This window comes from Brevundimonas sp. 2YAF1, from assembly GCF_052114745.1.
Lineage (GTDB): Bacteria > Pseudomonadota > Alphaproteobacteria > Caulobacterales > Caulobacteraceae > Brevundimonas.
In genome coordinates this window covers 39,069-60,854 of record NZ_JBFRFI010000009.1, presented here as the reverse complement: position 1 = coordinate 60,854, position 21,786 = coordinate 39,069, and the positions used below count along the sequence as shown (strand labels likewise).

Here is a 21,786-nt window from a genome sequence, read left to right as displayed (position 1 = left end):
GAGGATGACGGCAAGGGAGAGAGGCTTGCGGAGCGCACTCCACCCGCTACCCTCCCGGCTCGTTCTTGCCGGAGCCGTCCCTTGCGCCTGACCGCCGCCCTCTGCTTGACCACCGCCCTGCTCAGCGCGCCCGCTCTGGCGCAAGAGGCCGCGCCGGCCCGCGATTCGACGCCCTTCACCCTGTCCAGCGGCACGGCGCGCACGCCGGAACAACTGGCGCTGCGTTTCGACAAGGCCGACCTGTCGTTCAAGCTCCTGCCCGACAGCCAGTCGATCGAGGGCGTCGCCGTCCTCGACTTCACCGCCACGGCCCCCGCCGCCGCCGTCGTGGTCGAACTGGACACCCTGTTCGCCATCGCCTCGATCACCGTGGACGGCCAGCCGGTCGCCGACTGGACCAACCCGGACGGACGGCTGACCATCCCCCTCCCGCACGCCCTGACGCCCGGTCAGACAGCTTCCGTCCGCATCGCCTACGCGGGCCGCCCGCATCAAGCCCAGCGCGCGCCCTGGGACGGCGGCTTCGTCTGGACCACCACGCCCGACGGCAAGCCATGGATTGCCAGCGCGGTTCAGGGCGAGGGCTGCGACCTGTTCTGGCCCTGCGTCGACCATCCGCAGGGCGAGCCGGACCGCGTCGACCTGCACATCACCGTCCCGTCCGACCTTTCCGCCCCCGCCAACGGCCGCTTCCTGGGCAAGACCGACAACGGCGACGGCGCCACCACCTGGAACTGGACCGCGCGCCAGCCCGACACCTACGCCATCAGCCTGAACGTCGCCCCCTTCGTGGAAATGAGCGCCGACTATCCCAGCCGCTTCGGCAATGTGATTCCCCTGCGTTTCTGGCGCCTGGCGTCCGACGATCCGGCCAAGGCCGCCGCCCTGTTCGCCGAGTTCCCCAAGCAGCTCGACTTCTATGAGGCGACCATCGGCCCCTTCCCCTTCGGCGACGAGAAGATGGGCGTGGTCGAGACCCCGCACCTGGGCATGGAGCACCAGACCATCAACGCCTATGGCAATGGCTACAAGCTGGACGGCAAGGGCTACGACTGGCTGCTTCAACATGAATTGGCGCACGAATGGTTCGGCAATCAGCTGACCAACGCCGACTGGGACGACATGTGGCTGCATGAGGGCTTCGGCACCTATATGCAGCCCCTCTACGCCCGCTGGCTGAACGGCGAACGGGCCATGCAGTCCGAACTTCAGACCATGCGGCTGACCCTCTCCAACCGCTTCCCCGTCGTCTCGGGCAAGCCGCAGGACGCCGCCACCGTCTATGACGCCAAGACCGGGCCGGGGCTGGACCTCTATTACAAGGGCGCCCTGATCGCCCACACCCTGCGCCTCTACATCGGCGACGACGCCTTCTATGAGAGCCTGCGCCGGCTGGTGTACGGCCGCCCCGATCCCAAGCCCGGCAATTTCACTCCCCGCTACGCCACGACGCCGGAGTTCATCGCCATCGTCAACGCGGTGACGGGCCGCGACCTCGGCTGGTTCTTCGACGCCTATCTCTATCAGGCCGCCTTGCCCGATCTGGTCATGACCCGCGACGGCGAGCGCGTGACCCTGGAGTGGAAGACCGGAAACGGCCGCCCCTTCCCCTTGCCGGTGGATGTCGAGGTGGATGGCCGGGTCCGCACCCTGCCCATGACCGACGGCCGCGCGACCTTCACCGCCCCGGCTTCCGCCCACGTCCTGCTGGACCCCGGCTCGAGGGTGCTTCGTCGGCTGGAGTATCTCGAAGTCTGGAAGGCCTCGCAGGCCGCCAAGGACTGACGCCCTAGCCACCGCCGCTCCAAATGGTAGAACGCCATTACACGAAGTGGCGAAAACCATGCTCAGACTGATCTGCATCCTCGCGGCGATCCTGGTCGCCAGCCCGGTCTTCTCGGCCGAGGTTCCGACACGCGGCGCGGCGCCCGCCTGGGTCGAGGTCATCGCCCGCCCGGACAGCGAGACCGACGCCTCCGACGGCGGCCCGGTCCGCATCCTCCTGCTGGACCAGCAGACCCGCTTCGCCCCGGACGGCGTCCACATCTATGTCCGCCAGCGCTATCAGATCCAGACCATCCAGGGACTGGCCGTCGCCGGAACGGTGGCCATCGCCTGGAACCCCGCCAGTCAGTCGATCAGCCTGCATCATCTGAACATCCTGCGCGGGGACCGCGTCATCGACGTGCTGGACCAGCAGCAATTCGACGTCCTCCGCCGCGAGCGTAATCTGGATTCGGCCATTCTCGACGGCGTGCTCACCGCCACCCTGCAACCCAACGGCCTGCAGGTCGGCGACATCATCGACCTGGCCTATACGGCGACGACGCGAGACAGCGTGCTGGGCGACCACGCCGAGCACGTCGCCGGCGGCCTGACCCTGGGATCCATCGACCGGATGCGCGTCCGGGCCAGTTGGCCTGGCGGCAAGACCATGCGCATCCGCGCCACCGAACCCTGGCAGACCCCGAAAATCGTACGCGACCGTGACGGCGGACACGTCGAGATCGACGCCCGAGACATCCATCCGCTGCCCATCCCCGAAGACGCCCCCGCGCGCTTCGCCCAGGCGCAGCAGTTGGAACTGACCGACTATGCGTCGTGGCGCGACGTGTCGGCCCTGATGGCCCCGCTCTACGCCCGCGCCGCCGTCCTTGAGCCCGGCTCGCCCGTGCTCGCCGAGGCCGAACGCATCCGCGCCGCCTATGCCACGCCCCTGGAACGCGCCTCGGCGGCGCTGCGTCTGGTCCAGAACGACATCCGCTATCTGGCGCTGGCGATGGGCGAAGGCGGGCTGACCCCAGCCTCGGCCGACGACACCTGGCGCAACCGCTTCGGCGACTGCAAGGGCAAGACGGCCCTGCTTCTCGCCCTGCTCAAGGCCCTCGACATCGACGCCCAAGCCGCGGCAGTCAGCATGTCGCTCGGCGACGGCCTGGACCAGCGCCTGCCGATGGTGGCGTTGCTGGATCATGTTCTGGTCAGGACGCAGATCGACGGCCGCACCTATTGGATCGACGGCGCGCGCATGGGCGACACGACGCTGGAGGCCGCCCCGATCCCGAACCACCACTGGGCCCTGCCGATCAGCGCGCCGGGCCAGGACCTGGTCGCGCTGACGCCGCCGCCTTCCATGGTTCCGCTGTCGGAAACCGAAATCCGCCTGGACGCCTCCGCCGGCCTCGACGCTCCGGCCCGGGTCGAGGCCGAGGCGCTCTACCGCGGCGATCTCGCCACGACGATGAACATCGGCATGCAGACCCTGGCGCCGCAGGATCGCGACCGGATCATGCGCGACGTGTGGAAGGCCCAGCTGACGGAGATGATGATCGAGACGGTCGCCTCCGCCTATGATCCAGAGCGGAACGAGTATCGGCTGACGGTGACGGGCGCCATGCCGCTGAACTGGACGGCTGACACCGGCGGCTCGGCGCGCAAGCTGGACCTGCCGGGCGGACGGGTCGGCTTCGCCTTCGGCGACGGCCGCGACATAGGCCCCTATCGCGACCTGCCCGTGGCCCTGCCCTACCCCGCCTATTTCCTGACCCGCACCGTCCTGACCCCGCCCGGCGCCGGGTTCCGGCCCGAAAGCGCCGATGTCGACCTGACTGTGGCCGGCTTCGAACTGAAGCGGCGCACGTCAGCGAAGGACGGAAAGATCGTCATGGAATGGTCCACCCGCACCCTGGCGGCCGAGATATCGGCCGACGCCATCCGGGCGGCGCCGGATCAGGTCAAGGGAATCGACCGCGACCGTCCGCGCGTGCGCGCCCCTATCAGCTATCGGGCGACCGAGGCCGACCTCAAGGCGATGGCGGCGTCCGAACCGACCACGGCCCAGGACTACCTCAATCGCGGCCTGAAACGGAACGAGGCGGGCGACGGCGTCGGCGCCCTGGCCGACATGGATCGCGCCATCGCCCTCGACTCTCAGAACGCCAGCGCCTTCGCCAACCGGGGCATCATTCGCTTCTGGCGCCAGGATGTTCCGAACGCCCGCGCCGACTTCGAAAAGGCCGCCGACCTCGACCCCGCCGACTGGGTGGCCATGAACGGCCAGGGCCTGATCGCCCTGTCCGAAGGCCGGGCCCAGGACGCGGTGATCGAGTTCTCCCGCTCCCTGCGCCAGCAGAAGAACAACACCTTCATCCTCACCATGCGCGGACGCGCCTATGCCGCGCTCGGCCAGATCGACAAGGCCGTGGCCGATCTGGACGCCGCCCTGGCGCTTTCGCCCGACGCGGGCGACCTGCGGCGCGCGAAATACGAGACCCTGGCCGGCGCCGGGCGCGACGAAGAGGCCCTGATCGAGATCGATCGCCTGATCGCCGATGCGCCGGAAGACGCGGACCTGCCGATCATGCGCGCCATGCTGAAGCGCCGGATCGACAACGTCGACGCCGCCGCGATCGTCGCCGTCGACGCGGCCCTGGCGCATGCGCCCAGCGGGCTGGGCCATATCGCGCGGGCGCAGTTGCGCGCCGAGGGCGATCTTGCGGGACGGCTGTCGGACTATAATCAGGCCCTGGCCCTGGACCCCGCCGATCTGACGGCCTGGCAACTGCGTATCGGGCTGGAGCGCGAACACCCCGAACTCGGCGACGCCGCCGCCACGGTCGAGGAGGCCCTCGCCAAGGTCGATGAGGACGATGCGGACGACCTGCGGCTGCGGCGCGCCGAACTCCGCTTCAAGGCCGGCGACGCCGCCGGCGGCCGCGCTGACCTGCAAAAGGCGCGCAGCCGCGCCGTCCGCGACGCCCAGCGCCTGAACAACCTCTGCTGGACCCAGGCGGTGGCCGGCGTCGACCTTCAACAGGCCCTGGCCGATTGCGACGCCGCCCTGACGCTCGCCCCCGGCACCGCCGCCTACCTCGACAGCCGAGGCCTGGTGCTGCTGCATCTGGATCGCCCCGCCGAGGCGCTGGGCGTCTACGAAGCCGCGCTGGGCAAGGCGCCGCGCCTAGCCGCCTCCCTCTACGGGCGCGGCATGGCCCGACTGGCCCTGGGCGATACGACGAAGGCCGCCGAGGACCTGTCCGCCGCCGAAGCCATCGCCCCCAAGGTCAAGGAGTCCTTCGCCGCCTATCGCCAGGCCCGCAACCTGCCCTGAGCCCCGGTTCAGGGGCCGAAGCCCCACACTGTGGTGTTCGGCTGCCCGTTGGCGCTTCCGCCGGCGAACCAGGCAGCGCCCCGAAAGACTGCGGAGGCGAGATTCAAGGTGTTGGGACCCCAGTTCGGTCCAAGACCCATCGTCCAGACGCCCGAGGGGCTGGCGATGTTGCTGTCGGTGAACGCCGTGCCTATCGCCCCCACGCCTCCGACGACAAAAAGGCTTTGTCCGATGGCGGCGACGCCGGGGTGCGACCGCGGCGGCCAGGGCACATTGCCCCCCCAACGGTCCCAGTTCAGACCGTCAACGCTGGTCCAGACGTCCGCGAATAGCCCCCCTGATCCCCTGCCTGCGACGACGCAAAGACGGCCAGCGAATACGGCCACACCGAAATCGGCGCGCGATCCCCAGGCGGCCGAGGCCGTGACCTGGGTCCAGATGAGCCCGTCGGGCGAACCCCAGACGTCATTGAGCAGGGCGCCGCCAGCGTCGCGTCCGCCCATCACCCACAGCTTGCCGTCGAAAGCCAGACACCCGTGGTTCGAGCGCGCGGACCAATGCTGCGCGGCGGAGGACTGCGTCCATGTCTCGCCGTCCGCGCTTGACCAGATTTCGTTCAGCGGACCCTTGTCCAGCGTCATGCCCCCTGTCAGCCAGAGTTTTCCTCCCAGCACGCATCCCGCCGAATTGACGCGGGGCGAGAATTCCGCGGCGTTGGTCGCGATCGACCAGGTGAAACCGTCAGGACTGCTGAAGACGATGCTGCGCAGATCGTCCGCCCCGCCAGCGAAGAACCAGATCCGGTCCAGAAAATCGCCCAGCAGGACCGGCGTTCCTCGGGTATCCCATAGGCCCGCCCCGGCCTGGCTTTTCCAACCGTTCGGTATGGGCACGACGTTGAGGACGCTGGTCACGGGGCCGTCCTGGCCGAACCCGGTCAGGGTGTAGCGGACTGCGCTGGTCGGATAGATCACCAGACCGGGCGACGTTGTCGGCAGCGACGCGCTTCCGTTGATCGGCGGATCGACGGTGCAGGATTCGGCTGACGAGAAGGCCCACGACAGGGCGACCTTGTCGCCATAATGATAGCCGGTAGGTGGGGTCGCGGTCAGGGGCTCGCTGACCGCGACTGGCATGACATCGACGGTCACGGGGGCGCTGGTTTTTGTCCCCAGCGGATCATTGTAGGCCGTAAGGGTGAAGGTCGTCGTGCGGGCGACCGTGACCGGAAAACCGCTCGTCTGAACCGGAGGCGGCGCCTCCCCCTTGATAGGACTTATAGTGGCGCGGTTGGCGTTGAATGTGGTCCAGACCAGTTGGACCGTGCTGCCGCTCGGCACATTGTTGGTCAACGACGTCAGTCCCTGGATCGCCAGCCTCGGAACCCGCTTGACCAGCGGGATCGTCGTGCAGCCGTCATCATAGCCGGGAACGCCGACCCACTGCAGGTAGAGGTTCGTGGATGACGGGGCGAAGTCAGTGACGATGTTGTTGATCCGGAACTCGGCGATAGCGGCTGCCCCCACGCCGAGAACTTCCTGACTCCTGGGGTAGATCGCCCAGTAGGGGGGATCATTGTCGCTATGATCCTGAATGTTCCAGTCCGTGCCGTAGTCGCCGTTCGTGCCGACGGTGATGTTCTTCAGCCGGTCGGGAGTGGTCAGGGCGCCGAACCCCGGCGCGGCCTTGGCGCTGACGAACGTCAGATAGAAGACGGGCGTGCCGGTCGGCGTGGCGGGGGGGACCAGGGGCCCCTGCGTCGTATTGTCGAACAGCAGGACAAGGGTGTTGGGCGGGATGGCGTGTTTGTTATCGACATCGACGTAGATGGCGTTGCCTCCCACCATGGAGGCGGACATCGAGTCCGCAAGCCGTTTGTGGAGGTTCGGCAGGTTCTGGAGCGAGAGCGGCAGTTGGGTTCCTGAATCCGCGATAGCCGGCAAGTTGTAGTAGGCGATGTTGAAAGACCCGGGACCTGGACTGTTGTCTGCCTTGATGCCGGCCAGTGAGAAGCTGATCGTTTCACCCGGTTGCAAGAGCCTGTCGGCAATCGGCGTCAACACCCAGGATCCGATCAGCCGCGCCTGCCAGCCGGGCGGCGGCGAGACCGTCATCGCGGCGAACTCTTCGGGCGTAAGGACGGTTGAGACGGTGAAATACAGGGACGTGGGGCCGGCTGGCGTGATGTCGGCCTCGGAGACCGGCGCGCCGCCCTTTACAGTGACTGCGGCTGCACCCGCGTAGGTCATCGAGAAGGTCAGCAGGTTCTGACTGGCGTCCTGCGTCACATAGATGACACTCTCGCCCTGTGCGTTCTGCACCTGGAATTGGACGGCGGGCGGAGCGGTCGTGTTCATGGCTAATCCTGGAGGCGGGTTTTGGGTTTTCCGGTGGGGCTCAGACTCAGCCATCCCTCGACGGCATGCCGTGGCCCGGTCGAGATCGCCCCGCTCGGCGACTGCACCGGCTCGATCGTCCACCCGGCGCCGTTCTGTGCGACCCAGTTCCAGACAAATCCGCCTTCCTCCGGCGTGGGGAGTTCGGGCGCGCCGCCGAAAATGAACGGCGTGGTGAGGAAGGTCACCGCCATATCGGCTAGGTCGTCGGCGATCATCGTCGGCGGAATAGTCAGTTCCTTCATCGGCAACAGGCCGGTCGTCGCGTGAACAGCGGCGTGGGGATCCACCAGCATCGTCAGGAACGCCGGCGCCGCCGCCGGGTCCGACGTTACGAAGACTTGCCCGAACCCCGGCTTTATCAAGCCGTGCTTGTCGCTGGCGGCCGCCGCCGGGGAGTAGAAGGCCCGGTAGGTGTCGTCGCCGTTCTCGATGAAATAGCCGACCAAGCCGTCGTCGACGTCGGAGAGATCGCCCAGGCGAACCGGAACGCGCAGTTGCAAAGTCCCGCCGTTGTCCCGCGCAAGAACATCGTCCCCGGCGATCGCGGCGGCGAAAGCTCGGGTGCTCTGATCTGCGGCGGGCAGACCCATCAGATCAAGTTTCAGCGAGGCCCTGACCAGGGCGAGAGGGCGTCCGATCAGGATCGCCAGTCCGCTGTCCTGCTTGTAGGTGCGGGGCGATATGAAGGTGACGGCCCTGTCGATGGCGGCCAGCATCTCCGTCAGATATCCCACCGGATCGGCGCTTCGGGCCAACCCCAGCGCGAAGGCGCGCAGGTGGGGATTGGCGGAGGCGAACGCATCCTCGACCGGCTTGCCGTAGTCGGCGACATTCCCCGGCGCGCCCTGCCAGAAGGGTCCACGCAGGTTGAACGACCCGATGGCCCTGCCCGCCGTGTCATAGACGGCCAGCGCATCGTCAAGGTGATTGTAGAGCACCCACCCGATGACCGGCGTGGTGACGGGATCACTGTTAGTCTCGAGTTGGTCGTCGTCAGCCGCCAGCCAGTTGAATTGCAGCCTGAGAGGCTGGGTGAACCGGATCGGCAGACTGATAAGATCCTGACCGTCGTCGGGCGCCTTCAGACTTTGCGCCCGGATCACCTGAGGCGCGGCCAGGTCGAGAATCTGGCCGAAGGCATCAATCACCCTTAACCGGTCGATCGACAGCGCGCCGTTGCGGATCGGACAGAAGGTGTTGTTGAACTTCGGTGAGTTGACGTTGAAGCCGGCCACCGCATCCTTCACGTCTTGGTTCGTGAATCTGGAGAAGAACAGGCCCTGCAGGATGGCGAGGGGGTCCGAAACCTCCATCTGCAAGACGTGATCCAGCATCAGGAAGGCCTGATTGAACCCGTTCAGTGCCTGGGCCTGGGCCGACAGGTCGAGCTCATCGAGGATGGTCTTCAGTTCCCCGTCCACATTGTCGTCCGGGAAGTTCGTCAGATACGTTCTGATCTGCTGAGCCAGGTCAATCTCGACGCCATGCGACAGCACGATCGTGCCCTGATAGGTCCGCACGGTCGTGGGATCGACCGGAATGCCCCCCTTGAACCGCAGATCGATATCGGACTCGTCGAGCTCATAGGCGTCGAGGATGAAGTCAGGGTCATAGACCGGCAGTTCGTTAGGATAGAAGCTGGTCTGCCATTGCAGGATTATGGGAATCCAGGGCGGGCTCCACGGTTTGGCCGACCCGGGCAGGATCGGGTCGCCTACGAAGGTAATCACCGGGACGTCCGGTCCGCTTTCGACGCGCTGTGCGGCTGCGATGGCGGCGATCAGGCCCGGATAATCGGCCTTGGCGGGGTTGCTGTCGCCGCCCAAGGCCGCGACAGCCGCCGCCAGCACCGGGGCTTGCCAAGGATCGGCGAAGAAGGCCTCGCCGACCAGAGCGGGCAGCACTTCAGCGAGCACGGTCGGTCCCGCAGCGGGCAAAATCGGCAGGTCGGCGGCATGGACCGCAAATGGGGCGTCGCCCGCGATCATCGCACTGACGATCCCCGCGTCCATCCTGCAGATCAGATTCCCGTCGGCGTCCCTCGCATCAGGCATCCGGCCGCGGTAGGATGGCCTGACGTCGGCGCCCGAAACGAGAACGACCGGATCGCTTGGCGCCCAGTAGCGCGAACCATCGGACGTATCGAGCGTATAGCCCTCTCCGAGTGATCGCCTGAGCGCCTCCGCCCTGGTCGACACTTCGGTCTGCATCGCGGCCGCCGACGCCAGCAGGGTCTTCAGTTCTGCGATTTCAGCCTCGATGAAGACGCGGGCATCGTTTGGAGAAATCAGGCCGGGCGGCGGCGGCGCGTACTCGATCGACATATAACGGCACCAGTCGGCGAAAATCCGCCCGCGCAGGCTGGCCGTTTCCTGTGTCATCCGATCAAGCGCGGACTGAGCCTTGTTGAGCGCATCCAGCGCAGCTCCTGTTCCAGCCGGCAGTTCCAGGGACTGGTTCCGGGCCGCCGACAGCATCTGCTCCGGCGGGATTTCGCCGCCGAGGCCGGCGCCTTTGGTCGCGTCCGAGGTGATCACCCAAGTCTGGTCCACATTGGAACTGGCGAAGCCCTTCTGATGCAGAACCTCGTCCATGTCCGCCAACCCTCCGGGCAGGCTCAGCCGGCTGAGAAGGCCGGCCTGCAAGGCATTCAGGACGATCTCGACATTGGGCAGAGATTCGAGGCCCGGCTGAGCCGCCAGCAGGGCGGACACCGCCTCGCAGCTGGTGTTGCCCACGGCGATCTCCAGATCCGCTGAAGGCGTCCTCGGATCGATGTAGTGATTGCCGGGATCCCACGGCACCTCAGTCAGCAGAGCGCTGTAAACGGTCCGGGTGGGAAACGGTGCATCGTCCGAGAACGGAAACACCCACTTCAGCTGCGCTTCGATCGCGGCGATCTGTTCCTGACGGTTTCCATCGGCAGGGTATTTCACCCGCGACAGCGGATCGTCGCCGATTTCCGCGTGCCAGCCGATCAGACGATAGGAAAGGCGCGTGGTCGCGGGCGGGAAACACCCGGCGTCGAGGTCCTCGAGCGTATCCCACAGACCGAACACGTTGGCGCAGTATTCATAGGTCGCCGCATACTGGACATCGCCGAAGCCCAGCGCGGTCAGCTGGGCCCGGTCCGCAGATGGATCCTCGGCCCAGCCGGCATAAGGAAAGACCTGTCCCAGCGTCCTGAACGACCTGTTGCTGGCGGCGGTCGGTATCGGCTTGATCGGAATGTCCAGGCTGGTCCGGTTCCGGTTGGGGAGCGGAACGGTCTGGCCCTCCCTGTCCCACAGCCTGTCGCTTTCGATGATCCAAGCGTTGATGTCGGTGACCGGCGCGACCGGGTCGGCAGTGTTCGACGCCACCCGCACGACCATCCAGCGATTGGGTGCGGGCGGAAATTCGACCTTGCCCGTCGCCGCCTGTGCGCCATGCGTAAGCGCCTCGGGCAGCGCCCAGTGAAGGTGAACGCCGACCCCCAGCGGCTGCGATGCGGGCTGGAACGCCGTGGCGAGGACCTGGGCGCTGGTGTAGGGGCCGGAATTACGGGCCACGCCTTTCTCGGCATATGGCAGCAATGAGAAATCCGGCGCCAGGCGGGCGAAATCCTTCGTGCCGTAAGGCTGGACAGAGGAGCCGTTGACGTCTGTTTCGCCGACGCAGAGCGCCGCCAGATCGACCGGGACCACTAGAGCGGAACGATGCGATGTCATGCCGTTTACTCTCCTGCCGCCGCACCGACGCGGAACGTCACGGCCTGCGTCCCCTCGATCATCTCGAGCGCGAACTCGGCCGAGGTGAAGGGCAAGGGTTTGCCGTCAGGACCCTCGTTCGCATCATTCTTGCTGAGGAGGTCCTGTATCCGCTCGGCCAGCGCCCCGAGCCGCAGAACCCTCTGTCCCCCGGGGCGGAATCCGACCGGCGCCGATACGCCCGCAATCTGATCACCCGGACTCGTGCCGGGCGGCGCCGCTTTGGGAACGGTCACATAGCGGAGCGGTTTGCCGCCATCGATATCGATGCCGGAGTGGAGCCCGATCGACGGCTCGCGGATGATCACATGATCGATCGTCCCCGCGACCATAAACAGAAGGATCGAGGGCGACAGTAGCTCCCTGCGAACCACGTCGACCAGTTCGACGCCCTTGTCGTCAAAGGGCAGTATCTCGAGCCTGGGCCATCCCGGCACGATCTGGGACCGCAACAGGAAACCCGTTACGGATCCGGGAGCCGCGCCCGCCGCCTCTATCTGGGCCGTATCGTGCAGCTTCCAACGGGTGATGGCGTGCTGCACCGCATCGGTCTGGCCCGCGTGCCCGATGCTGCAGGCGCCCTCAATCAGGGCATAGATCCAATTGAAGTCTAGCTGGAAGAAGCGGATCGACTCGTCGGGCAGGAACCGGTCGTTGGGAACCATGTAGCGATATGGAAGGCCGTGCAGCCGGCCGAGGCGCTTCAGCCAGTCGCTGAGTTGCACCGTGGGATCAATATCGGCCGTCGCGGCGGCGATGGCCTCGCGCCCGCCGAGCATCTGGGCGAGCCCTTGAAGATGCAGGGTTCGGTTGATCAGCCGCGCCATCACTTCACCCCCCGGGCGCGCGGGCCGCGCGCGGTATGGGGCTTCAGCCGGGTTCGGATGAACTCGGCCGCGCTATGGTGCATAAGCAGGGGCTCGGTGGCATGACGCACGGCCGTGAGGCCCAACGCCTCACCCAGCTCGCTTTCCAGCACCCGCCGTTCGAAGGCGGCGACCACGGCTTGAGTGTTGCCGCGCTTCCAGTTGTAAAGGGACTGAGAAAAGCCCTTGTCCTGAAGCGCCAGCAGGCGCCCGATCTCCCACGCGGCCGAATAGGAGATGTCCATCATTCCGGTCTCGGGATCGTAGCGCAGCGCTTCGTCCGAGGTAGCGATGGGAGCGGGCTGGCCGCTGTCGCCGGGCGCTGGAATGATGCTTTCGGGCGTCACGGCGAAGGGCGCGAACGGACCCCGATACCAGGACACCGTCTTACTGCCCTGCCGGGTTTGGTGGTCCAGGGGCGCGTATCCCATCTGCAATGCATTGGCGACATAGGCGGTGGCCGGTCCTGCGCCCGTGCTGGCGTTGGCGAGGGCGAACACGCGCAGTCCGTCCTCGGCGTCCAGCGCTTTGAGCAGGCCGGTGAAGGTCTGTTCCGGATCGACGGATTGGTAACTCCAGCTGGTCAGCGAGAGCAGACGGACAGCCGTGGCCGGCGCCCCGCTGGGAAGCGTGATTGCGGCCGACGTGTAGTCATCCCCGGTCGGAAGCCAGCACGCTGTCTGCTCCAGCGAGACCAGATGAACGGTGCAGCGCATATTGGGCCGGGGCAGCCTGTTGGCCATGATCACGGAGGTCTCGACCCCCTCGACCTCCGCCGCAAGCCCCATCCTCGCGGGATTGTCGGGCGTGACGACGCGCGCGTGGGAAAGCCACGGCATGTCGACCAGTCCCGGCACGACCTGGTTGAACAGAGTCACCGGAACGTCGATCACGGTGCAGGGCTGATAGGGAAACTCGCCATAGTCGAAGGCCAGCCCCGGATAGGAGACCGTGTCCGCCGGCAGCCGACTGGGCTGGTCGGCGCCCCCCTTCTCGCGCGGGAACGGAGCGGGCGTTAGGTCGCCAGCCATGACCGACAGGATTTCGGGAACGGAGTCGTCTTCGTCGAAGAGCAGCAAGGCCAGCCAAGAACCGTTCGCCGCATCCCCCACGCTGCGTTCCCAAGGCAGGGTCAGGCGATTGAACACCACCTGAGGCAGCACATTCGAGTATTCGCCCGTGCTCGCCGCCGGAGGAAAGATCCCGCTGATCTCGGCGCTGTCGATAGCGAAGCGCTCGCCGCGGACTTGGAATTTCCGCGTGTTGATCCAGGATTCGTCGAAGACGGCCTTAGGAGGGGCCTTCGGATCGGTATTTGCGACCGCCTGAACGACTGACAGGACATACTCGCCGTCCTCCAGTGCGGGACGATGGCTGGCAATGAAGGTGACCTTGCCCGCTTCTTCGTCTGCGAGTTTCACGCTCCCTCGCGAACGGGCGCCTCTCTGGCCATTAGGCGACACGTTCTTCTCCCAGGTATCTGAGCGTCGGGGGATCCAGCAGGGTTGCGGACGCCTCCTTGACCAGCAGGCTGACATCGACGTCGGCGTCGACCCCGAGATCCAGGCCCGGGGCGTTGATCGCCGCTATGATCGCCTCACGTGCGGCGGCAGCCGAAACGAGGGTGTCCGCGAAGGTCTTCATGGCCGCGGACTGGTCGAAAGGGTCCGTCGAGGCGACCGTAGGCGCCATCCAGTTGAAGGCGACCACGCCTTCCGACTCATGCTCGAGGATCGACATGACGATCGGCAGGGGCGTGTGATCCGGCTTCCTCGGCTTCATGCTGATCACGAAGCCGACCAGAACATCACTGATGTTGGCGGGGGTGTTATTGACCTGGCTGATGCTCGGATTGACCACCAGCGCTCCAGCCCAGGCGGCCGTCGGGACATTCGCCGTCACCGGCGTAATGATCGCGTGGACTGAGAAGTCGAATTTCGGATCAGGCGCCCCGTGGACCAGCTTCTGGACCGTGATGCCATGATCGGAGGTCAGATGGCCGATGCTCACGCCAACAGGACCGACCCCGAAGTCTGACTGTCCTACAGGCAGCGGCACCGTGACGCCGCCCGCCGTGGTCAGGCTGGCCGACTTTGCGGGGATAGCCGTAAAGGTGACGAGTTGCACGGTCTCGGGGTTGACCACCCAGTCCGGGTCCGTTGAGGTGGCCTTGGCTGCGGTCATGTCAGCGACCAGCCCGGCAGCGACGCTTGAGTGGCAATAACGGTCGGTCGGGGCGGACGCACCGGCCGTCGACGCCAGCAGGCCCGCCGTCTGCCCATTCGGCAGGAACGAGGTCTTGAACTCGTCCCACCCGATCGGCTGGGGCGCGGGCTTGTGAGTATTGCCGATCCCAACCGTGAACGAAATCACTGACAGATCGACGTAGATGGAGCCTCCGAACGCGGGCCCCCACAGTGAAAGATCGACCCCCAGGCTGACCGAGAGGGTCACACTGGTGAACCAGAGGTCCAGTTTGTACGACACTCCAATGCTGAGGCCGATGTCGATCTCGTAGTGGAATGGCTTCCAGCACAGAAGGAAGTCAGCGTGGGCGATGAACCACGCCCTCAGGTCGCCGCTCTCCCACACCGCCTCCAGCCGCCCCCCGGCCATCATGGTCGACGGCGTCAGCGCGAAATATATGCCGCCCTTGATGCTGGTGTTGCCATCGACCTGCCAGGTGAAGCCCAGCCGCGGCTCCACCGGGAAATAGGCGGGCCGAAGGAAGGCGGGATTGTAGCCGCCCAGGGTCACGACGAAGTCGCCCGCCCTATATGACGCGGCGTCCCCCCGGGGATTGTCCTTGAACCAGGTGTAGTAGGCGAATCCGCCCGTCAACCGGCAGTCGTCGTTCAGGATGTGAGACGCCGGCGTCAGCTTGGCCGCGACCTGGAGAATCCCGTTGTCCGGGGAGAAGACGGCTTCGACCGCCATTTCGACATAGCAGATAGGCGGCCGCCCGGAGTCCGTGCGGGGCGGAAGGCTGGCGGTCGTCAATCCGAGCAGGGCCACCTTGAAGTCGGTGCCGAACGACACCGTCACCAGGGCGAAGGAGTGCAGGATGCTGAACGAGGAGAATTTGACGCCCGCCGCGATCCAGTATTCCCCGACCCGGGGAGGTATATTGGATCCGAGAGAGGTGATGACCGTGTCGATCTGGCTCGCGACGTTTCCGGAGGGGTCGGCCGGGGGCGTATCCTTGCCCATGGCCCATCTGATCAGCGGAAAATCCGCCACGCCGTCGATATCGGGGATCAGAAGATCCCGGTTGAAGCCGAGGCCGCCCGCCAGGCCGTCGACATAGAAGAACGGATAACCGAACAGTGGCTTGTTCACGGCCGCGTAGAGAAAGAAGGACGGGTCCGGGCCGACCTGGGCGTATCCGCCCAGGGCGCCGATCGACAGCGAGGGCACGGTGACCGACAGGGCGCCGTAGAAGTTCAGGGGATCGATCGTGCCGAGCAGACCGCCGCGGACCTGAACGGGCCCGTTGTCGACCGTGATCGTCAGGCCCGACAAGGTCACCGCGGGCGCGAACCGGGTGATGTTCGACCCGATCCCCAGCCCGAGCAGGCCGATCGAGAGCAACTCCCCGGCCAGAGCGATGTCGCCGGTCACATACAGGACCTGTTTATCGTACGTCAGGCCCAGCTTCTGGATCGCGACCGGTCCGAATTGCTTCTGGACGTTGATCGACAGCGAAGCGGTCGGCGGGGCCGCCGCAACGGCAAGGCTGGTCGCCGCCTTGCCGGTTGGAATGGCCAGCGAGATCGGCTTGCTGTGGGTCCCGAGTTGCAGGACGCCGGCGATCAGCACGCCCTGATCGAGCCCCGCCTCCGGAATCTTGCTGACCCCCTTGGGCAGAAGGGCGTTGATCGAAGCCGCCTGTTCCTTCGACAGGGTCGAGGCGGAATAGCTGAACTGAAGCCGGTCGAATTTGACCGTCGCCTCCGCGGGCAGATTATCCCCGATCAGGGGAATGTCGGTCAGGCCGATCTCGGCGCCGAGTTCGACCCCGAACAGGAAATGATTGACCCCGGCAGTGTCTTTCAACCAGGCAAATTTGACGACGTTCAGCCCGATCGAAATGTCCTCGGGAATTACGCTGGCCAGATCGGTCGAAATCTCCGCCACCAGATCATGCAGCCGGACCTCATGGGCCGTTCCGGCGTCGACATAGTCGGCGATGAAAATCTTCTCGCCCGTATCCTTGGTATTGAACCGGATATCGAACTGCAGACCCGAGAAGGTCACCGTCCCGCCGAAGAGCGCGCTGTACCCCTTGGCGCCGGAAATCGCGTCCCCATGAACCGTGCGTCCGCCCGCAGCGTGCACGACGTCCACGGTGAAGGTGACCTCGACCGGCGTCGCGTAGACGGTGAAATCCCCCACGCATTTGAAATGCAGATCGCCCGTCGCGGTATTGTAGCTGATCGTCAGTGTCTTCAAGATCAAAGACCTGATGGGCTCGGGAATCCGATCGATGCCGAACTCGTCGGCCCAGTATTTGATCAGGGTCTTGATCGGTATGTTCTCGGCGTCGCCAATCAGCGTCAGTCCCGCGCCGCCCCCTTCGTATTTGGCTTCAAGGAAAACCGTCGCGTCGGCCGACAGGACAATGGTTCCGCAGAAATCGGCGGCGACTGTTGTCGCGGGCTGGGTCGCGACATGAACTCTGGCGGTCAGGTCGTTCAGCTTCAGCGACGCGCCGACGTCGATCTGCGCAACCAGTTCAAAGTCGTAGGTCGAGGCGCTGATATTCGCCAACAGCGACAGCCGGTCGATCTCAATTTCCGGGAAACGTGCCGGCAGGATGAGGTGAAAATGCTCGAACAGGGCGGTGATGCCGACCGTCCTGTTGTCCTGAAGACGGCCCCAGACGAAGAAGTCGTCCGGCGAGAAATGGGCCCCGATATCGATCGGGACGGTTGCGATCTCGAACTGCGCATCCAGTTCGACATAGCTCTGACGGGCGTCCTGGAAGTCCACCATGAACTTGAGGGAGACGCCGTTCGCGGGCACCTCGATGATGTCCAGAACCGACCAAGGGTCGGTGTAGGAGACCACGAACCAGGCGTATGACAGGCGAACTGCGCCGACGCTGAAGGCCGTCTGTACTTCGATGAGCCCGAACTTCGCGAGCTTGTCCAGCGGCGAAGGCAGATAGGCGGACAGCGACAGGTCGCCGGCGAGTGCGGCGAAGGCATCCGCTGTCAGCGGCTGCGGCGAGAAATCGCCGGTCACGAGCCAGTCCAGATCCGGATAGGCGGGAAGATCGACCCGGACCGGCAAGATCAGCGATCCGTTAGATCCCACGACCAGAGCGCAGCCCATGCTTGCGAGGTAGTTGTTGGCAACCGGATTGGGCGAGAAATCCAGGCTGACGTCGATGAGACCGAAGTCGCTGCCCAGATCCCACCTGGCGCCCGCGACGGGTCCGGCGGCGACCTCCATCAGAAAGGGACCGGTCAGCGCCCCTTCCGTCAACGGCGTGAACTTGAGCGTGGTCGTCAGGGCCGCCAAGCCGAACAGGGACGCCACTCCTTCCAGGGTGACCGACGCGGGCTGATCAACGATCACGGCGGTTCTGGCCAGGGTCAGGTCAAATACCAAGGCCATGTCCTGCAGCGCCGCGATCAGGGACGGCGATACGTCGTCAGGCCCGATCGTGAGGGTGTCGCCGACCTTCAGGCCGGAGGTCAGGGTGACGAGCGCGTCATAGGTGGAGATCCTGGGCATGTGCTTCCGGCTCTCAAACTCAGACCAGGATCTTGGGGAAGATGTGGAACGGGCAGTGGAGCACGCGGCATGGCGGCGGGATGGTGCTGTGGCACATCATGATGTTGCCGCGCCCCGGCACGTTGGTGTTTGGTCCCGTTTCGGCGGTGCTGGCCACCGCCCCCGCATGCCCCCAGCCGACCGCCAGATAATTCGCGATCGCCGCAGCGCGCGGGTGGCCGTAGCAATGGACGCCCCCCGGCGGACCTCCATTGATGCCGTAGGAATAGGCCAAACGGCCCTGGTTGGCGGCCTGTGGGGCGGGAATGTGCGCCTGGATCAAATCGACGTCCGACCCGTGGTGGGACGCGACCAACCATCTCATATTGGGGAACGCGCCCAGGCCCCGAATGGCCTGAAACGCCGCATCGCCGGGGAGCATGGCATGTTGCATCTGACCGTTGATCGTGACGACCACAGCCAGCCCGGAATTGTTGAGATTGCCGCCCGCCATGTAGGCACGGGGACGGCACTGGATAATCGCGACGTTGCCGCCGATGACGCCGGGCAAGGCTGCGGGGAAGACATGGACGTTCCCATTCCTCGCCGCGCCTACAGCGTTCAGAATATTATTCGCCGCCACGCCTCGGACCTGGTTCGGCACCACCCAGTCCCGGTCGATCAGCGCGCCCCGGTTCGCCGACATCATCGGCATCGAATAGTGGTCCCAATGGAAGTGGGTCAGGATCACCGGGGGACTATGCGCCAGGCAGGGGCCAGGATTGATGACCTCCACGTTCCCCAATCCGTTGGGGGGCGGCAGGCTGCCCAAGTTTCGATGCATCGGAAGGCCGACGTCCACGTAGGCCTGCGGAACGCCGTTGGCGTCGTAGATGAGGTTGCATGAGGCTTGGCCAACATCCATCACGCCGATCTCGCGGACCGCCATGGCGGCCAGCATCGCTTGGATCTTGGCGTAGGAGAATTTTCCGACCGGTCTAAACCGGCGGGAGAGCCGGAGCGCATCGCGTCGCTTGGCCCGGAGGCCGCGGGCGCTGAGTTTTTGGACCTTCGGCGCCCAGGTCGGCGGCGCCCGGCTTGCCCCGACCCCGCCCTTGCCGAGCGTGATGATGTACCAGCCCCCCGGGACGACCTCGGGGACCGGGGTCGATAGCGCATCAGCGATGTGGTCCGGCCTGGCGTCGTCGAAGATCAGCAGGGTGACAGGCCCATCCGGCGGCGGCGTCCGGGACTTATCGCTTTGGGCGAGGACGGCGGATTCCATCCATTCTAGAGGAACCAGGTCGAACTGCACCGACCACAGTGTCTCCCCGCTCCTGGCGGACACGACATCCTCAATGTCGGCGAGGAAGCCGTAATATGTGTCCGTTGGAGAATCGGGCGTGTCGAAGACCTTTCCACGGTTGGCAATGACGCCGAACGTGTGGGTCAGCCCTGACGGGATGGCGGCCATTGGCAGTCCCCCACATCATTTCACGGGATGGAACCGAGGACCGCCGCCTCAAGCGGCCCCCGGCGACCGAGCCGCGGCTGCGCACCGGAGCACGCAGCCGCCATGTCAGGATTCTGCGATCTTGGTCATGTCGCTGCCCACCGGCACCAGCATGCTCACCGGCATGTCCATCAGCTCAAAGGTGGTCGGATGCAGCGCGTGGTGGTTGGGAAACACCTCGGCGGCCGGTCGGGCGAAGGCCGAGAAGGCGTGTCCGCCCGGTCTGGTTTCCTTGATGGAAGCGCTCATCGACACGCTGAAGTTCTTGCCAGGGGGCAGTCCGTTGTCGGTGTAGGAATACGAGATCGGAGAGGTCCAGCCCGCCGGAACCACGTACTCCAGAACCACGCCGAACTGGTCCGACTTGGTCACCGTCGTCGGCGGCAGGTGGATGTAGGTGCCGTCCGGCAGGGGCGTGCCGCAGGAAAACGACACTTGTGAACCGATCGGGCAGTCGATGCAGGTGACTGCGAATATGATCTTCGCAGGCGTCGCGGAGGCCGGATAGGTCGTGTATTTCGTGAAGGTCGGCTGACCGACGCTCGTAAACTGCACATTGTGCCAGCCCGTACCGCCGGTAGCGCCGACCCAGGCCGCCAGATCGTCCAGAGAGGTGATCGCGGCCGGTTTCTGACTCTCGAACGGATAGGCGGCGGTCGAGATAAAGCCGATGAGGCAGAAGTGTTCGCTGGTGAAGTCCGGCTTCCAGATAAGGGGGTCGGTGGTCACCGCGATCCCGCCCGGCGGGATGGCTTCGATCTTGCTCACTGTCTCGCCCCGCGCCGTCTGCATAGCGTTGTCCAACCACTGTTGGGGGTAGAGGAACAGGGACGACGGAGCGTAAAAGATGCGCGCCTCGGCCGAAACGGCTGTCGCGCCCAAGTTCTGGCCACGCAGGTAGAAGTAATTCGTCGCCTTGAAGACGGCCGGCTTGGTTGGATCCGTGGCGTAGCTGGCCGGGGACGTGAATACAGCCGTGGGATTCTGGACCGGCGCGGCTCCGGCCGAGATCAGGTCGGGGCTCGCGGTCCACCCGCCCGTTCGGGGCAACAACCCCTGATCCTGTAAGTTTTGACGCAATAGCACGCCATTATACTGTGCCATGTTTCGCTCCTCCAAGCGTTAACTCACAGACGTTAGGGCACAGACCGTCATTCTCCCGCAATATACAGGAAATTACTGCCGACCTTTTTGCCCGCAACAAGACGCGCTCGCGCCATAAATCGCGCGATTTGTGATTGGTTCATGTGCCGGTTACCTGTTCGCCCTTCAAAAATGCGAACTCTCTGAACCCGACATCTTATCGTTATCCGAATTTTCCGGGGACGCAATACACCTTAAGGATAATTTTTTCCTTTAATCAACCTGGGGTAATGTTGACGTGCGAGATTCAGGTCCCAGACACCGAGCAGCGGACCTCATCCGCCGAGGCCGGCAAGACGGACACCTCAATCATCAATCGCTGAATGTCGCCGCCCATGACGTCGGCGATCTTCTTCGACCCGAGCAGCGGCTTGATGTGCCGCGCAACCCGGATCCGGGCCGCTCGGAGCGTCATCTCCGTCTTCGTGGCCACACCTTGCGCGAGATAGAGATCGCCAAGCCCGTCTCGCCCTTCTGGCGATTTGGTCAACGGTCACCAAACGGGAGCAAATCGGAGGATAAGCGGCAACTACCTGCATCCCCTTTCCCACAAAATACCTAACAATCAGGCGCTTGGGTAACGAAAGGCAACACCGGTAAACCCTAGGGTTCGAGCTCGATGTCCCAGTAGAGGTAGTCGAGCCAGCTCTGGTGCAGGAAGTGGGGCGGGAAGCGGCGGCCGGCTTCCTGCAGTTCCCAGGCGTTGGGCTGGTGAGCGGCGCGGCGCAGCAGGGGCATTCCCGCCTGCTGCGGCGTGCGGCCGCCCTTTCGCAGATTGCAGGGGCCGCAGGCGGCGACGATGTTCTGCCAGGTGGTGCGGCCGCCGCGCGAGCGGGGGATGACGTGGTCGAAGGTCAGTTCCTGGGCTAGGCCGGTCTCGCCGCAATACTGGCAGGCGAAGCCGTCGCGCAGGAAGACGTTGAAGCGGGTGAAGGCGGGCTTGCGGTCCTGATCGACGTAGGATTTCAGCGAGATGACGCTGGGCAGTTGCATCTCCATCGACGGGCTGCGCACCACCTTGTCATAGGTGGCGACCACGTCGACGCGTTCCTGCCAGACGGCCTTGACCACTTCTTCCCAGGGCCAGATCGACAGCGGGTAATAGGACAAAGGGCGAAAATCGGCGTTCAGCACCAGGGCGGGCCAGCCGGACGGTGGGCGGGAAAGGACCTGCATCAGGCCCTCCCGCGCATACAGGGGGATATCAAAGCGACAGGAGTGAGGACACGTCTCCTTCCCTAGTCTTACCCAAAGAAGACTACGCCCGATTCCCGCTCATCGCCAT

11 protein-coding genes are annotated in these 21,786 nt (G+C 65.2%); 2 read left to right on the top strand and 9 right to left on the bottom strand.

Features of this window, described 5'->3' with window-relative positions; genetic code table 11:
* Positions 1 to 81 precede the first annotated feature (81 nt).
* Together AB4Y68_RS12680 and AB4Y68_RS12675 are read left to right on the top strand one after the other, a co-directional pair.
* On the top strand, positions 82 to 1,785 hold the full coding sequence (locus AB4Y68_RS12680) for a M1 family metallopeptidase (RefSeq protein ID WP_441456116.1): 1,704 nt from the start codon (positions 82 to 84) through the stop codon (positions 1,783 to 1,785).
* A 58-nt stretch (positions 1,786 to 1,843) separates the two neighbouring features.
* Positions 1,844 to 5,110, top strand: coding sequence for a DUF3857 domain-containing protein (locus AB4Y68_RS12675; RefSeq protein ID WP_441456115.1), 3,267 nt, complete (start codon positions 1,844 to 1,846; stop codon positions 5,108 to 5,110).
* 8 nt (positions 5,111 to 5,118) lie between these two features.
* On the opposite strand, the gene AB4Y68_RS12670 is transcribed toward AB4Y68_RS12675, so the two are convergent.
* The 9 genes from AB4Y68_RS12670 to AB4Y68_RS12630 form a co-directional block, all read right to left on the bottom strand.
* A complete protein-coding gene (locus tag AB4Y68_RS12670) occupies positions 5,119 to 6,246 on the bottom strand; it encodes a Kelch repeat-containing protein (RefSeq protein ID WP_441456169.1) in 1,128 nt (375 codons plus the stop codon).
* A 1,223-nt stretch (positions 6,247 to 7,469) separates the two neighbouring features.
* Complete coding sequence (locus AB4Y68_RS12665) at positions 7,470 to 11,219, bottom strand: hypothetical protein (protein ID WP_441456114.1); 3,750 nt, start codon at positions 11,217 to 11,219, stop codon at positions 7,470 to 7,472.
* 5 nt (positions 11,220 to 11,224) lie between these two features.
* The gene (locus tag AB4Y68_RS12660) at positions 11,225 to 12,085 is read right to left on the bottom strand and encodes a hypothetical protein (RefSeq protein WP_441456113.1); all 861 of its coding nucleotides are present in this window, start codon (positions 12,083 to 12,085) and stop codon (positions 11,225 to 11,227) included.
* The gene (locus AB4Y68_RS12655; protein ID WP_441456112.1) at positions 12,085 to 13,545 is read right to left on the bottom strand and encodes a hypothetical protein; all 1,461 of its coding nucleotides are present in this window, start codon (positions 13,543 to 13,545) and stop codon (positions 12,085 to 12,087) included. The genes AB4Y68_RS12660 and AB4Y68_RS12655 overlap by 1 nt, the downstream gene beginning before the upstream one ends.
* 31 nt (positions 13,546 to 13,576) lie before the next feature.
* A complete protein-coding gene (locus tag AB4Y68_RS12650) occupies positions 13,577 to 17,866 on the bottom strand; it encodes a DUF6603 domain-containing protein (protein WP_441456111.1) in 4,290 nt (1,429 codons plus the stop codon).
* 19 nt (positions 17,867 to 17,885) lie between these two features.
* Positions 17,886 to 19,319, bottom strand: coding sequence for a hypothetical protein (locus tag AB4Y68_RS12645; RefSeq protein ID WP_441456110.1), 1,434 nt, complete (start codon positions 19,317 to 19,319; stop codon positions 17,886 to 17,888).
* Positions 19,320 to 19,424: 105 nt separating this feature from the next.
* The gene (locus AB4Y68_RS12640; RefSeq protein ID WP_441456109.1) at positions 19,425 to 20,462 is read right to left on the bottom strand and encodes a hypothetical protein; all 1,038 of its coding nucleotides are present in this window, start codon (positions 20,460 to 20,462) and stop codon (positions 19,425 to 19,427) included.
* A 286-nt stretch (positions 20,463 to 20,748) separates the two neighbouring features.
* Positions 20,749 to 20,991, bottom strand: coding sequence for a hypothetical protein (locus AB4Y68_RS12635; RefSeq protein WP_441456108.1), 243 nt, complete (start codon positions 20,989 to 20,991; stop codon positions 20,749 to 20,751).
* Positions 20,992 to 21,104: 113 nt separating this feature from the next.
* A complete protein-coding gene (locus AB4Y68_RS12630) occupies positions 21,105 to 21,677 on the bottom strand; it encodes an HNH endonuclease (protein ID WP_441456107.1) in 573 nt (190 codons plus the stop codon).
* Positions 21,678 to 21,786 lie beyond the last annotated feature (109 nt).

What these genes read in the sequence shown, in the direction of transcription:
- AB4Y68_RS12675 (WP_441456115.1), top strand. Translation starts at nt 1,844, where the DNA reads ATGCTCAGACTGATCTGCATCCTCGCGGCGATCCTGGTCGCCAGCCCG.
- AB4Y68_RS12670 (WP_441456169.1), bottom strand. Translation starts at nt 6,246, where the DNA reads ATGCCAGTCGCGGTCAGCGAGCCCCTGACCGCGACCCCACCTACCGGC.
- AB4Y68_RS12665 (WP_441456114.1), bottom strand. Translation starts at nt 11,219, where the DNA reads ATGACATCGCATCGTTCCGCTCTAGTGGTCCCGGTCGATCTGGCGGCG.
- AB4Y68_RS12660 (WP_441456113.1), bottom strand. Translation starts at nt 12,085, where the DNA reads ATGGCGCGGCTGATCAACCGAACCCTGCATCTTCAAGGGCTCGCCCAG.
- AB4Y68_RS12650 (WP_441456111.1), bottom strand. Translation starts at nt 17,866, where the DNA reads ATGCCCAGGATCTCCACCTATGACGCGCTCGTCACCCTGACCTCCGGC.
- AB4Y68_RS12645 (WP_441456110.1), bottom strand. Translation starts at nt 19,319, where the DNA reads ATGGCCGCCATCCCGTCAGGGCTGACCCACACGTTCGGCGTCATTGCC.
- AB4Y68_RS12640 (WP_441456109.1), bottom strand. Translation starts at nt 20,462, where the DNA reads ATGGCACAGTATAATGGCGTGCTATTGCGTCAAAACTTACAGGATCAG.
- AB4Y68_RS12630 (WP_441456107.1), bottom strand. Translation starts at nt 21,677, where the DNA reads ATGCAGGTCCTTTCCCGCCCACCGTCCGGCTGGCCCGCCCTGGTGCTG.